At 42.6% G+C, this 13,105-nt stretch carries 15 protein-coding genes; all 15 read right to left on the bottom strand.

The window, feature by feature from the left end; translation table 11 throughout:
* Nucleotides 1-184 precede the first annotated feature (184 nt).
* The gene (locus tag I6E40_RS09690; protein ID WP_235386837.1) at nt 185-586 is read right to left on the bottom strand and encodes a hypothetical protein; all 402 of its coding nucleotides are present in this window, start codon (nt 584-586) and stop codon (nt 185-187) included.
* Between the two features lie 12 nt (nt 587-598).
* Nucleotides 599-1,003: a hypothetical protein gene (locus tag I6E40_RS09685; RefSeq protein WP_235386836.1), complete on the bottom strand. Its 405-nt coding sequence runs from the start codon at nt 1,001-1,003 to the stop codon at nt 599-601.
* Between the two features lie 74 nt (nt 1,004-1,077).
* Nucleotides 1,078-1,533, bottom strand: coding sequence for a hypothetical protein (locus I6E40_RS09680; RefSeq protein WP_235386835.1), 456 nt, complete (start codon nt 1,531-1,533; stop codon nt 1,078-1,080).
* Nucleotides 1,534-1,609: 76 nt separating this feature from the next.
* Entirely contained in the window at nt 1,610-2,896 is a 1,287-nt protein-coding gene (locus I6E40_RS09675; protein ID WP_235386834.1) for a hypothetical protein, read from the bottom strand.
* Between the two features lie 115 nt (nt 2,897-3,011).
* On the bottom strand, nt 3,012-4,304 hold the full coding sequence (locus tag I6E40_RS09670) for a hypothetical protein (protein ID WP_235386833.1): 1,293 nt from the start codon (nt 4,302-4,304) through the stop codon (nt 3,012-3,014).
* Entirely contained in the window at nt 4,291-5,064 is a 774-nt protein-coding gene (locus tag I6E40_RS09665) for a hypothetical protein (protein ID WP_235386832.1), read from the bottom strand. Before I6E40_RS09665 ends, I6E40_RS09670 begins: the two co-directional genes overlap by 14 nt.
* A 9-nt stretch (nt 5,065-5,073) precedes the next feature.
* Nucleotides 5,074-5,745: a hypothetical protein gene (locus tag I6E40_RS09660; RefSeq protein WP_235386831.1), complete on the bottom strand. Its 672-nt coding sequence runs from the start codon at nt 5,743-5,745 to the stop codon at nt 5,074-5,076.
* A 24-nt stretch (nt 5,746-5,769) separates the two neighbouring features.
* Nucleotides 5,770-6,789: a hypothetical protein gene (locus tag I6E40_RS09655; protein ID WP_235386830.1), complete on the bottom strand. Its 1,020-nt coding sequence runs from the start codon at nt 6,787-6,789 to the stop codon at nt 5,770-5,772.
* A gap of 4 nt (nt 6,790-6,793) precedes the next feature.
* Nucleotides 6,794-8,692 (bottom strand): hypothetical protein, encoded by a 1,899-nt coding sequence (locus I6E40_RS09650; RefSeq protein WP_235386829.1) that lies wholly within the window; start codon nt 8,690-8,692, stop codon nt 6,794-6,796.
* Nucleotides 8,689-9,729 carry a hypothetical protein gene (locus I6E40_RS09645; RefSeq protein WP_235386828.1) on the bottom strand — a complete coding sequence of 347 codons (1,041 nt, stop codon included), beginning with the start codon at nt 9,727-9,729 and terminating at the stop codon, nt 8,689-8,691. Before I6E40_RS09645 ends, I6E40_RS09650 begins: the two co-directional genes overlap by 4 nt.
* Nucleotides 9,730-9,763: 34 nt before the next feature.
* Nucleotides 9,764-10,288, bottom strand: coding sequence for a YkvA family protein (locus I6E40_RS09640; protein ID WP_235386827.1), 525 nt, complete (start codon nt 10,286-10,288; stop codon nt 9,764-9,766).
* Nucleotides 10,289-10,299: 11 nt separating this feature from the next.
* Nucleotides 10,300-11,340, bottom strand: a complete 1,041-nt coding sequence (locus tag I6E40_RS09635; protein WP_235386826.1) for an AAA family ATPase — start codon at nt 11,338-11,340, stop codon at nt 10,300-10,302.
* Between the two features lie 12 nt (nt 11,341-11,352).
* Nucleotides 11,353-11,652 (bottom strand): hypothetical protein, encoded by a 300-nt coding sequence (locus I6E40_RS09630; protein ID WP_235386825.1) that lies wholly within the window; start codon nt 11,650-11,652, stop codon nt 11,353-11,355.
* Nucleotides 11,653-11,663: 11 nt separating this feature from the next.
* Nucleotides 11,664-12,047: a hypothetical protein gene (locus I6E40_RS09625; RefSeq protein WP_042517699.1), complete on the bottom strand. Its 384-nt coding sequence runs from the start codon at nt 12,045-12,047 to the stop codon at nt 11,664-11,666.
* A 294-nt stretch (nt 12,048-12,341) separates the two neighbouring features.
* Nucleotides 12,342-12,467, bottom strand: a complete 126-nt coding sequence (locus I6E40_RS10980) for a hypothetical protein (protein WP_262910883.1) — start codon at nt 12,465-12,467, stop codon at nt 12,342-12,344.
* Nucleotides 12,468-13,105 lie beyond the last annotated feature (638 nt).

Genomic DNA, 13,105 nt, shown 5'->3' with positions numbered 1-13,105 from the left:
GCCCGTATATTGGTCGAGTGCTTCTGAAATTTTCTTCATAACTAAGTAATGTAAGAGACTACTAAGTTACTGAAATTCAGACACTTGACCAATTTTTATTAGTTATATATCGTTAATGCAACTCATTGAATTTTAGACGATTAAATGAATAATTAACTAAGTATTGACCCATAGCTATTATGTTTTATATCAGACTGACCAATATCTCCAAGCCGTCCTCATGGATGTGTATTCCTTCAAGTTGTACATATTCCATAATTAGCCGAATCTCTTTCACATAATCGGGAAAAAAATTAATTCTTTTGTCTTCGGCCTTGATTTCTATTCCGTGGGGTAGTTTGTTGTCAAGGTGTTCCACAGCACCGGCAATCAACATTGCCATGCCTGTCCCACATTCGTATGACAAGCACACAACATCCTTACGCATAGCTTCAATGTGGATTTGAAGCACCATAGGTGGAATGAAACGACCCAGTTGGCAAGAAACTTTGAGTGTCTTGTCATCAATGCGTTTCAACTGTGGACGAATCATATAGTGCTTTTCCACATAGTTCGCCACTTCTTCATAATGCACTTTTATGTTCATAACTTCATCGTTTTATAGTTTTTCAAATGCAAATACTGTCATGCTCCGGGAGTTTGTAATCTCATCCGCTTCTTGAACACCCCAGTTAATCTCAACATCCTCTTCAGCAAGACGTGATAGACACTCGTTCATTCCTCCCAACTCATCCATCATTAGAGGCTGGTCTTTTTTGTAGGATATGATGATTATCACGCTTGAAAGCGTATTATTGATATTCTTCTTTATCTCATCAATGGCCTTGACCGACATTTCTGATATGCCGAGCGGTTCATCCACTTTTACTGCTACAGCAGGCTTGCTGTTCCACGCTTTCATCTCAAAATCGTTCCAGTCGAGCCTTATCATCCCGTCTCTCAAAGCTACCTCATATATATAGGTCTTTGCTATTTCCCATTCTCGTGTTATTACTTGAACCATAATTATTCTGTTTTGAATGCAAAATTAATACTATTTGTAACCCGTAAGTCTCAAAATCATTGATTTACATAGCTTTATTCTTCTCCTTCTATGTCTAATGATGCAATCTTCTGTAAAAGTTCATCATCACAGATTGTCTTGTTGCCGCATTGTTCAATCACTTCTTCCCAGAATTTGTCTCCATTGACATATTCCTGCAACTCCTCGATAGTCTTGCAAGCGGTTAGAAAAACAGAAATATCATGTGGCTTCTCATTGTTTCCTCTGTCTATCGTTATTGTGACAGCTAAGGAGAACAGGGAAGGTTCCATATCCATCCGCATGATAATTATTCCCATTTTCCTTACGACCTGTTTCTCTGGCACAACGTTCATCGAAGCGTATGCCACTCCGTCAAATGGAAGCAGTTCCCTTACACACTTTAAAAACTCCTCGTCATGAATCACTTGATTGACGAAACCGGCAAATTTCTCGATGTTATCTGTGAGAAAAGCCTTAACCCTGTTAGTTGAAATAATTTCTTTATCCATATTGTTTATTTTACTTATAATAAAGATGTGAAAAGTGCTGGCGTTCTATCAATGTAGCACGCCAAGCACCTTTCTATCATGCGTTGTTTTTCCACCATTCACGGATAGCGGCATTGAACTTCTTGTTCAGGCGCGAATAGCGGGTGTCCAACCACGCACGTGCTCTTCCGCAACGTTCTGCCACTTCAACGGGTGCTGTGTTTTCAATGAAGCGCAAACGCCATATCAGTTTATCCTCGTCAGACCATTGCAGTTTTTCAGAGAAGCTATAAAGGAAGTCCACGACCTTGTCATTGATTTCTTCCTTATCGAGATTCACACCGAAGACATCTGCCAAAGGACTGGCATCACTCTTTCCTTCCTGCCATTTCACAAACTCCTTGATAAACTCCTCTGACACCTCAACATTGCGCGGAGTCTTGTCCCTCAATACCAACTCCTCATAATAGCTGTCAACGCGGATCAGTTTGTCTTTCAAAGCCATTTCAGCCTTCTTGATTTCTGAGCGCAATGCTTCTGCTTCCAGTTTAAATTCCTTTACCATCTTCTTCTCGTTCTTGCGTTCAACATAGGATGCCATCAGGAGATTCTTATACATTCCCTCAGGCATAAGGTCTGTAATGATGAGTTCCCACACATCAGGCGAGATGGAGGTGCCGAGCAAGCGAGTATTACCCGAAGTGCGCTCACGGCTCACATTGATGACCTTCATGTCTTCCAGTACTCTCATGACTTCATGGCGTGAAACTTGTTCAAGCCAGCAGAAGAAGCTGCTCTTTTTTGCATAGTTATCCAATACGCTCCATGTGCCGTTATTCCACAAATGGGTATAAACAATATTGCCGAACTCCTCAACACTCACTTCATAGTGATATGTCTGCTTGATCTGTGTGATAATCTTGGAACGGAAACGGCTGATGTTACATTCGTTGTTATTCTTTCCATAGAAAAACTTCTGGGCGAACAGTTGGTCGCCAGACTTCAAACGGGTGATAATACGTTCTGCCTCCGTCGCATTAGCATAGTTCCATACCACTTCGCGTGTTACAACACCATAGTACTTACGTTCCTCTTTTTCATCAGAGAAAGTCAGCTTATCTTCCTCTATACGAACAAGAACCATCTCCGCAAGGTGCTCATCTGTCACATCGAGCGACTTCTTACGGTCTTCAATTTCCATACGGACAACGACAAGCAGCCCCATGATAAAGTCCTTGACAACTTGTCCGATACCAGGAGTATTTACTCCGTTGCCTGTTGCGCCTTTGAGGGTTGCGCTACCTGTTGTTTCATTCTTCTTCATATCTGTCAAATCTTTAAGTTTATGCATACGAAAACCGACCTCTGCAATGTTAAATCTCATTGCAAAGGTCGGCAGATTTTGACAGGATGAAGGTGCTTTGTAATGTGCCTCTTATATCAAATTGCTTCCCACTGGAAATCAGGTTGTTATCATAATTTGTTAATCGAATTTAACACTAAATCATTGTCATTATCTCATCGGGCAGTTTGATATGGTCTGGCAAGACTGCAAGATGCGATGCTATATCACGGAGAAGGAATGGTTCTGCAGGTTCTTGCATCCTCTCGCAGGTGCCTCCTATGTCGTCACGGATGCTTTTCAGCACGGTATATAACCCCTTTTGCTGCACTTCGTTATTGGCGTTATAGTTCTTCATCATGTCAATAAAGAATTGCTCACCATTTATTCCATATACGATATTGTACAGTTTGCCAAACAACTCTTTATATTGTATCAGATTCAGCGTGTCAACCTTGTCGCCATTCTTTTTTCTGTCCAACAGATATATCAGGTAGAGAATGCAACCGTTCTTTCTGCTGAAGTGAACTTGCAACGCCTCTTCATCTCTAACAAGAAAGAGACGATAATATCCATCGTTCTTTCTGTTTACGTCTATTTTTTTTACTTTTCGTACTTCTAAATCCATGGTAGATACCTCTGCCATTCGTCGCGGGTTGATGTAGTTGTTAATCTTCTCCTGCAACTTGGGTGATTGTTTGAGGAAGAGCATACGCAAAGTGACAGGGTCAATGATACTGATGACGAAGTCAAGCTCTGCCGCAACCTTAGGGTCATGGGTCTTGTGGTATATCTTCAGGTTGTCCAAGAAACGGGAATACATCTCCATCCTTTGTTGGTGGGTAATAACCCCTTTAACCTCCAACCGTTCCTTCAGAGCGGCAGTTGATGCAGCCATGCCAAAGGATGGTTGCATTGCATTATCAGCCAATCCTGCAAGATACTTGTATTGGAATGCCTCGTCATTAATGGCATTTTTAGCAAGTTCTATGAACTCGTCCGTATTGTCTTTCGCAAAAGCCTTTATGGCTTCTCCAATGTCATGTTTGGTGATGCGTTCAGCAGCATACATCATCATGAGAAGGTCACTAAGCAGATTATCTTCGCTTGTCTTGGCAACGATGAAATTCTTCCCACTATCCGCATGATTCTTCAATTGTATCACGAGATTATCGCCATACTGCTCAATGCGCTCCTTGATCTTGGGATGGTTCTTCAGTTCTACATGCTGTATTACCTCCAAGTCATAGTCGTTGAAATATACCTTGTTCTGTTCCTGTATTTTGGCATTATACTCTTCCATCAACGACACTGCCTTTTTCGCAAATGAGGATTCCTCGTCTGCTATCAGGTATATACAATTATCGAGGAACTGTCCGACCGAACAGTTTTCTTTGATGAGCTTGCCAATACAAGGCTCATCCATGGGGGATTTATCAATTATTCTCATTGTCTTTATCTTTTTGTTTTCTATGTTTCATTACTACTTGCTTAATCAAGTTGCTATCTGGCAGGTCTTCAATCCTGACAGGCTGCGGTGGGGGAGATGAAGGTAATTCAAGTTCGTATGCCATCTTTCGATAATCGCTTTCTAACGTGTCGTAGTGGGTATAAACGAAAAACGGCATGTATCTTATCACGATGTCCATAATCGTGTTGCCATCCACTCTCATCCGTTCCAGATTTTGACGGCCACATTCTACAATTTCCTTCCTCAACTTGCCATCGGGATGTGTAAGGCTGTATTTCTGTCTTGACAATGCGTATTTGAATTTGCCTGTTGTCAATAGATGTCTTGCCGCATATAATCCGGCTGTCATGTCCGCTGCAAGTTCCTGAATCCATCGTTCGCTGCAGAACAGAGAAAAGCGGTAATGAAAGAGCATTTGGTGTGCCATCTCATGAACGAAACACAAGGTAAAGGCATCATTGTTGTTGATACCTGTCTTTTTCAGCATTTCCATATTATAAGACAGTTCGCATTTGTCGGCATTGTCACCCAACAGAACCTCAGCAAACGTCTCGCACTTACTGCTTATCTCTGGTGTCGGCATATTGAAGAACTCTGCTACGTTAATCACAATAGCAACTATATCCTCTTCAGTGACATCCTCTCTGTCCTTGAAAAGGGCTTCAAACAGATTGCATTCATGGCGACGTTGGAATTTCCACCATTCAGCCATATGTTCATAAACCTCTTGTGTTACCATACAATGTTGCTAAAACCTATAATACTTTCGCTGCAGATTCTGTATTTCATAGAGATTATGGTTTCTGAATGCCATAAACTCATTAACCAAATTTTGGATGGTCAATGGTATTCCGCGACGATGCATTTCTGGAGCAACATAACGACCATGTCTGATAAACATGGCTCTGAGAGTCCCTTCAGGATGGCTTGGGCTGCCGTTGGTCAGCAGCAATCCCATAGCCACTTTCTCTATAGAAGACATATTCCATAATCCTGCTCTGCATCCCATAAAGAAGTCTGGACATAGTTCCGACTCCCATTGTCCGTTAGCCACACCAGGGAATTGGGTGTTTTGAAGGACACGGTGGCCGCATTCATGAGTCATTACCAGTGAGAAGGCCTCCTTGTTGGTGACATTCATATTGATAAGCTGCTGCATATTGAAACACAGCACGTCATCGTAATAACTCCCCCTGTCCCAATTCATAAACATGGTTTGCCCGTTTTGGGCATTTGTGAGGTCTTGTATCATCCTCGGCATCGGAATGTTGAAGAAATCACAAGCCGACTTGATAGCATCGTTGATGTCAGCATCACTCAACCCGAATCGGTTGAAACGTTGCTGGCATCGCTTCAAGAAGTCTTCCATTGAAGGTCTCTGGAGAAACTGGAAAGCAGGATTATCGAATATGTTTGCCATAATGGTATTCAATGAAAATGCATACTATAGCGCAAGATTCAATGCCTGTTTGGCATTTTTGAGGTCGATATTCGCGCTGTGAATCTTGCTCTGCGTATCATGTATCTTGTTACATGTTGCCCGGTATTCATCAACACTATTCTCTCTGCCTCTCAAAGCTCTTTCCTTGTATTCCAGCAGTTCTAACTCGTGCTTCAACCTGCGCACTCTGTCTTCACAGTCCTCCACTCGGTGTCGGCGTTCCGCAATTTCAGATGCCGTATATGTTATTCCATGGAATGCAGAGCCATCCGTTGTATCGCTATCACCCGATTGTGATACAATTCCTATGCTACCAGTAGTTTCTCCACTTGCACCATGGTATGCATTGGTTTGCACCTGTTGCAGGGCAATCTCATTCACGATGGCTTCCTGCTTGAAAATCTCACTTGCATCTTCCTGAACGTGGTCATTCAATCTTGCAAGAATATTCTCTGCTGTCACAGGTATTCCGTGAGATTTTAGGTCTTCACCTATCTCCTTGCCAATCTCTATATACTTCAAACGAAGTTCACCATTAGGATGCGTCGGGCTGGGCGTTTCGCGCCCTAATGATTCCTCAACAGCTGTTGTGTCAATACCCTCTATCGCAGCCCGAACACCCATAAATGCATCACAGGAGAGTTCCTCCTGCCAATTACTAAGCTGATGCGTATTGCTCAGGTATTGCAACATGCAATGAGCCACTTCATGTGTGCAAATCAGTGATAGCGATTGCTCATCATGAATACCCAAATTCAACATCTGTTCACGACTGAAACCGAGAACATCATCATTCAGGGTTGTGGGGTCATGCGTGTAAACTCCTGTACTTTGATCCATTCTGACTTCAAGGTCATTCATCTGCATAAAGCCGCACGCATCGTGTACAGCATTCTGTATTACATCATCTGGCAGATTGTACTCGTGAGCTAAATTGTGGAAATGCCCAAGGGCATCAGTATATACCGCATGATTGAAATCAAACGTCGGGTGGTAAACGGTAGTATCAAAATGTGCGTCCATTATATTACTTTGTTTGAGGTGAAAAACTTATTATTATATAATCGTCGGCAATCTTGTCAAGCATTTGGGTGAGATTCACCATTTTGCTCTCAATGAATTGCTTGTCTTCATCAGAGATAGAGTCATGGATGATGTCTTCTTTAAAAAAGATGTAATCAATCCATTTGACAAGGGAAGCATTACAATATTCAAGTATTCTTTTTTCCACACTGTCCTTGATATAGGAGTCCTTCCAGAAATCCACTTTGACATCGTTTGCTTTTGACTTGACATAATCCTTCAGACGCATATAACATTCATCAAAGGCATGTGCTTTCTCCTCACTGTCAAAACGAAGCAAATCGTTTTCCTGATGGGCAGATAAGGTCTTGTTTAATACACTTGCAATAGTCTCTTCTCTATATTGATTGCCTTTATTATCAATAACTCCTAATATATCTGTTGCCTTTTGGTCAAAGATCCCAAAAACCTGTTCTTTGAACATTGGACGAACCCAATTCCTTCTGTCGGTAGTCTCGTCCGTCTCTTGGCGACACCGTTCTATAAGGTTGTCGCAGATGTCAAGACACTCGGTTGATAGCGAATGTTTCGCTTTATCTGTGATAGGCTCTGCCATAATGAATGTATGAGCTTCATCACAGGAGTTGGTTCTGTTGTCCGTATTTAGGCTCTCAACACTGTTCCGATACAGACTTTCAAGGGATATGCAGTAATGAAGCCCGCTGATGAATCCTTCTGATACGCTCATCTCTTTTTTGTGATTCATTACATATTTGAGGAACGTCACCAATTTGTCCAGTTCGTAGGATGGAAGCCCAATCTTTTGATCCACAAGTGCATTCTCACCAAGGAACTGACAACATACCACCTTGAATGCGTCATCACTTTTCCCAAATCGGTCAATGACAGCGCAATACGACAGCACGGCATCAAAGTCCAATATCAACTGGACTTGACTATTACTGAGGCTGCTCTTCAACATGGCTACATATTGCTCATACATATTCTGTACGGTTGCGTGGTCAACGTCATAACGCATAGACAGTAATTGTGGGAGCAATGGTATCACACTATATCTGCACCACATATATTGGTCATCCATATAACCGATGATACCCTCCAGCATATCAACGAGTTCCGATACAAGCTGTTCGATATCTACATTCACATAATCGTCATTCTGATGGTATTGGTAATGCGTCCCCTCTAATGACAATCTGATTTCACGGCAGTAGCTATTGCTTGCATCCATTCCGGTAACGCACCAATGGGTCATCTCTATCTGGAGACCTCTTCTTGTCAGAACAGGTGAAAAGATTATCGTTGGCACATTTTGCGTTGAAGCATGAATGTTGGCACATTGAGCACTGTCCGCAGGGTCTTTGTCATCTTTCCATGCGTCCTGATAGAAAAGGACGGGGTGACTGCTGGCTTTGTTCCATGACTTGGCGAATCTGATGGACAGTTCATCTTCAACGACCTTCCAAATCTTATTCTGGAAGTTTCGGTCTCTGCATGGACCCATAATCACGTTGATGGGAACTATGCTTTCCACATCGTCAGTTTCGTAACCGAAAAGGTTGTCGTCTCTCATTACCAAAGGCATGACTGCTAAAGGCCATTTTTCCAAAGACGCCAGTTCGGCTATTGTTTGCAAGTTCTGCTTGTGCATCTCCTGCATGACGTTCTTTCTTTCTATGCGTTCCTCTTCTATAATCTGCCTTCTCGCATCTGCCATGGCATGAAACTGTTCCATGGCCACCTCAAAATTCTTCTCCATAACGGCACGCTGATATGCCTCTTGCTTCTCTTGGATGGCCTTGGCGTTCTTTTCGTTCCTCCAGGCATTGTATACCTGTATGCCAAACGATACTGCTCCTATTGTTGCACCTGCTATGATCATGATTCAATCGTCTTATCAAGTTTCTTAATTTCTTCTTCATCGATAATCATGGTATTGATATTGTTCTGGCTTTGAATGATGAGTCCACGATATTTTGTGGTCAACATATTCCAGACAAGTTCATCCTCTTGCAGCAAACCTTTTATCTTATAAAGAGAGTCTGCTGGTGAATGATGAAGCATCAGTCGATAACAGTCATCAATGTATGCTGCAGCAGCAATCATCAGGGTTCTCATTCTTTCAGGGTGCTCTGCTATCTTGGACATCTGTACCCTAAATGTCTTGTCCATAATCATATGACTCTGTCCTAACTGATAACCCCATGTCGCAGTTTCTATTGAGAGGGTGTCACCTCGCTGAACGGGATAAATGACAACTGTTGGCAGACCTTGCATGATGTAATGCAAGTTCATGGTGTCTGCCATGGCACTTACGCAGTCACATTCCCAGCCTCTCATCCAGATGGAATCCAAACCAAGATTATAATGCAACAAGAAATCCTCTTTAAACTCATCACAGAAGTCTGCGTATGCGCCCTTCTTGTCCATGCTCTTTGCTGTCAACGGTGTACGTGAAACCATCAATTTTAGCCTTGGAACGCCGATGTTATCCGTGGAAGGATGTAGCATCTCTTCTAATACAGCGTTGATTTGCGGACGAAAATGCGTGTTCCAAGACTTCTCACAGAAACTTCTGAACTCTTCTTCCTGTTGACGGTCACGGCACGACTGAAGGGCTACCTCTCTTTGGCTTTTCATGCCAAGGTCATGACACTCATGGAGGAATTCAATTTCAGCCTGCATTTTTCTGTCACCAAACTCATTGCGAATCTGGTTTAGTTCCTCTTGGAAACTGATAGCTCTGGCATTATGCTCAGCTGCAGTTCTGCGGGATTTCCAGCCTGCATATACCATTCCTGCCATTTGACCGGCGAAATATCCCGAAATTACCCTTTCACCAGCAGGCATGGCTTCTACCGCTTGTCCAATACCTGCCGCTGAAGGTAATGTAAATCCTAATTGCTCATATGGTGTCATCTTCGTATTTCTTCATGTGAATATATATATATTATCAGTCTATCACCACATCATCGTCATCCCACATTGGTGTGGTTGGCTTGCGTGGTTTGTTTACTGGTCCCTGAGTGTTGAACTGGGGAGGAGTCTGCACAGGCTGCTCACGCCATCCTTCATTGTATGAATTAGGGCTATTCCAATTGTTGTTAGAAGGCGCATCGCTTGCTATGGCAGGTTGCATACCACCAAACCACTGATTGAGGATGGCATTTACCTGTGCATCTATTTGTGGGGTAACACGTGATTTCACCCTATTATATGCCAATGCAAGTGCGGCACCATTGTCAATAAAGCCAAGAATGCCGAAGTTCTCTGTGCTTATCAAGTCTTCTGGAAGAAGTTGATAGGCAAGGGCTGCCACTATGATAGTCTTGTCCAATCCTGGAGTGTCAGGTGACTTCAACACGTAATACAACTCTAAGACAGTGCGTGTTCCTTCAATGCCAGCGGTTTTTGCATACTTTTGTATGTACTGCCACAACTGTTCGCTTCCTCCGAATAATCTAAGTATCTTGTCCATATCACCTTTCTTTATATGTTAATGTCTTCTTTTGTTATTATCACGAGTTGCTCGTTGTCTATTGTGTCCATCTTAGCCAGTCTATTGGCTTGGTTCTGGATTATCTTCTCAAAGATGTTCCTGCAATATCTTGCATTGCCGAAATGCTTGTCCTTATGACGCACAGCCTGCTCGATTCTCGCTTGCAGTGCTTCAAGTGCATCCCGCTTAATCTTATAATGAGACTTTCTCAGGTTGAACTTGAATATCTTCACTAATTCCTCAACAGAGTAGTCATCAAACTGGATATATCTGTTGAATCGCGATTGGAGGCCGGGATTTGACTCGATGAATCCTTTTATCTCGTCTGTATATCCAGCAAGGATAACCACAAGTCTGTCTCTGTCATCTTCCATACGTTTCAGCAAAGTTGCAATGGCTTCCGCCCCAAAGTCATTTTCTCCACCTACAAGTGTATATGCCTCGTCGATGAACAGCACTCCATCCAGCGCATCGTCAATGACCTTGTTTGTTTTCACAGCTGTCTGTCCCACATACTCTGCAACTAACTTACTGCGGTCAACCTCTACAAGATGTCCTTTCTGCAGCACACCCAATTCTTTGTAAATACCTGCCACTATTCTGGCTACGGTTGTTTTGCCTGTACCGGGATTGCCTGTGAAAACGCAGTGGTAGGACACAGAAGTGGTTGGTAGCCCACTCTGTTCCCTCATTTTCTGAATACGAAGCAGGTTTCGAAGAGAGTCTATGTCTGTTTTGACACGTTCCAGCCCAATCAGGTTATTCAACTCCTGCTCGTAATCAGTGTTGTCTGTCATTCCATTGGAAGCAGAGGACTGTGATGGTTGATTTTGCGGCTGAGAGTATTCAGCATAAGCGTCCCTTGCCCAAAGGCAGTTGCATTGGGCTGCATTCTTCAGCCAACCCAAACCATGTTCCCGGTTTGGTTGTACTATCTTGCCCTCACACAGCATGATTCCGAGTGCTGCTTGGGCAAACACGTCACCATGACGAGCTGCTTCTATAATCTGATTAAACGCTTCCTGTGTCATAATAAATATATTTTAGTCCCAAAACTTAAAGCCGAGTTTTCGACCTTCTCGTTCCCATTTCTCATCATCCTTCTTGAAGTCATCCAACATCTTTTCTGTGCGGTTGATGAAGTCATCCGTATCATCAAGAAGTGCTTGGGTCTTCAATCGAAGAGCTATTCGGCTTTTCACATAATCTTCTTCGCTGCTTGATGCCCCAATGGCTCGCATTACTTTCTTTAAGCAACTGTTGGAAGAATCCAACTTAATGCCACTGTTTTCTATTTTACGATCCAACTCTTGTTGTCTCGAAGTTAGGTCATACCATCCCATAACATTACGTATTAAAAACCTATTACCACTATAAGCTCAAATTGGTCATCCTGCAAATTGTCCATTGTAGATATTCCCCATTTGCATTCCAATTCTTCGCCCAGTTTGTCTATTACCTCATGGATATCATTTATATTCTCCATGAAACAATTATCTTGTGGAAGTCGAATGACGAATAGCAATCCTTTTACCTGTTTGCTGTCGTTTCTCTCAATAATTGAGGAGATGGCGTTATCGAGCATAACGCCAATCTCTTCGATCTTCCCAGAAACCTTTTCTGCGTCAATATCGCCGACATTAGCCTTGAAACTATCAACATCGTTTTGGTCAATGTTAATGAATCCCTGACTACTTACGATTTCAGCCAAAAGGCTATTTACTCTTTCTGTTTTCATTGTCTATAGAATTAAATTATCATTGTTCTATGAAGACTGTCCACTGCTTTGTCCAGTTCTTCGTTAGCTTTTTCTGAGTCGTGATTAGCCATTGCATATATGCCCTTGGCTGTATGATAAAGAGATCCAATCAGTCCCATAACTTTCACTATTTGATTAAAAATTCCTGTTTTCGCATGTAAAGATAGTAACAATTCTTATTGCATGTAGTAGAGTTATACTCCCTTACATCCAATTCATTTTGTCTCACAAATTTATTGTGTAAAGAAGTGTAACTCTACTGCAATTGCAACGTTACATTTTCTTGTCCATGGACTGATTCACCTTTTCATCAATCCATTTTGCTGCTTCGCCAGCGGCTTTGAAAGCCTGCCCGCTAAGGAGATAATATCCTCCCATTATTGCCAATACTGTTCCCATAATACTAATCATCAAGTAATTTACCTATGCACCAACCAATCCCTGCACCGATAGCTCCGCCAACAGCAATTGCACCTACAATGGGGGGGCGGCAGCAACCACCAATCCACCTACTGCTGTTCCCACGGCACTGGCTCCAGAAGCAACAGCTCCAATACCAGAGGCTACCGTTGAGCCTGCTGATGTTACAGCAGCTCCAACACTGCCCAGGCCAATTGCGGATGCTGCACTTCCTATACCAGAGGCAGTCGAATTGATAGAGTTAGTGAATGCATTGACTGCGTTATTGCTTGCATTGGAGATCGAGCTGCCAATAGAGTTAGCACCAATTGCTGACAAAGCAGCACCTGAACTTGCGCCTACAGTTGCACCTGCGGTTCCTACGATTGCGTTGTAGCCTAAGCTACCGGGTCTAGGAGGTCTCATAATACTTTCGTTTTAAATTGTTATTCTTTTTGTTTTCTGTACTGCAAAATTACATGGTTTTCTGCTACAGACAATAGGTGCACATTCACTTACACGACATTTGTTAAATGCAAAATCAGGAAGTGTGTAACTTAATGTACGTAACCATCCGAAATCAGCCGTCCTATGCGGACAAAAAAATCTCACGGGTTATCCGTGAGATTTTTTGTAAT

The sequence above is a fragment of the Prevotellamassilia timonensis genome (assembly GCF_021531665.1).
Lineage (GTDB): Bacteria > Bacteroidota > Bacteroidia > Bacteroidales > Bacteroidaceae > Alloprevotella.
Note: the sequence above shows the minus strand (reverse complement) of the source record. Positions and strands in the feature narration are given on the sequence as shown.

Bases quoted from the DNA above. Each gene is read 5' to 3' on its own strand.
- I6E40_RS09690 (WP_235386837.1), bottom strand. From the start codon at position 586: ATGAACATAAAAGTGCATTATGAAGAAGTGGCGAACTATGTGGAAAAG.
- I6E40_RS09685 (WP_235386836.1), bottom strand. From the start codon at position 1,003: ATGGTTCAAGTAATAACACGAGAATGGGAAATAGCAAAGACCTATATA.
- I6E40_RS09680 (WP_235386835.1), bottom strand. From the start codon at position 1,533: ATGGATAAAGAAATTATTTCAACTAACAGGGTTAAGGCTTTTCTCACA.
- I6E40_RS09675 (WP_235386834.1), bottom strand. From the start codon at position 2,896: ATGAGATTTAACATTGCAGAGGTCGGTTTTCGTATGCATAAACTTAAA.
- I6E40_RS09670 (WP_235386833.1), bottom strand. From the start codon at position 4,304: ATGAGAATAATTGATAAATCCCCCATGGATGAGCCTTGTATTGGCAAG.
- I6E40_RS09665 (WP_235386832.1), bottom strand. From the start codon at position 5,064: ATGGTAACACAAGAGGTTTATGAACATATGGCTGAATGGTGGAAATTC.
- I6E40_RS09660 (WP_235386831.1), bottom strand. From the start codon at position 5,745: ATGGCAAACATATTCGATAATCCTGCTTTCCAGTTTCTCCAGAGACCT.
- I6E40_RS09655 (WP_235386830.1), bottom strand. From the start codon at position 6,789: ATGGACGCACATTTTGATACTACCGTTTACCACCCGACGTTTGATTTC.
- I6E40_RS09650 (WP_235386829.1), bottom strand. From the start codon at position 8,692: ATGATCATAGCAGGTGCAACAATAGGAGCAGTATCGTTTGGCATACAG.
- I6E40_RS09645 (WP_235386828.1), bottom strand. From the start codon at position 9,729: ATGACACCATATGAGCAATTAGGATTTACATTACCTTCAGCGGCAGGT.
- I6E40_RS09640 (WP_235386827.1), bottom strand. From the start codon at position 10,288: ATGGACAAGATACTTAGATTATTCGGAGGAAGCGAACAGTTGTGGCAG.
- I6E40_RS09635 (WP_235386826.1), bottom strand. From the start codon at position 11,340: ATGACACAGGAAGCGTTTAATCAGATTATAGAAGCAGCTCGTCATGGT.
- I6E40_RS09630 (WP_235386825.1), bottom strand. From the start codon at position 11,652: ATGGGATGGTATGACCTAACTTCGAGACAACAAGAGTTGGATCGTAAA.
- I6E40_RS09625 (WP_042517699.1), bottom strand. From the start codon at position 12,047: ATGAAAACAGAAAGAGTAAATAGCCTTTTGGCTGAAATCGTAAGTAGT.
- I6E40_RS10980 (WP_262910883.1), bottom strand. From the start codon at position 12,467: ATGGGAACAGTATTGGCAATAATGGGAGGATATTATCTCCTTAGCGGG.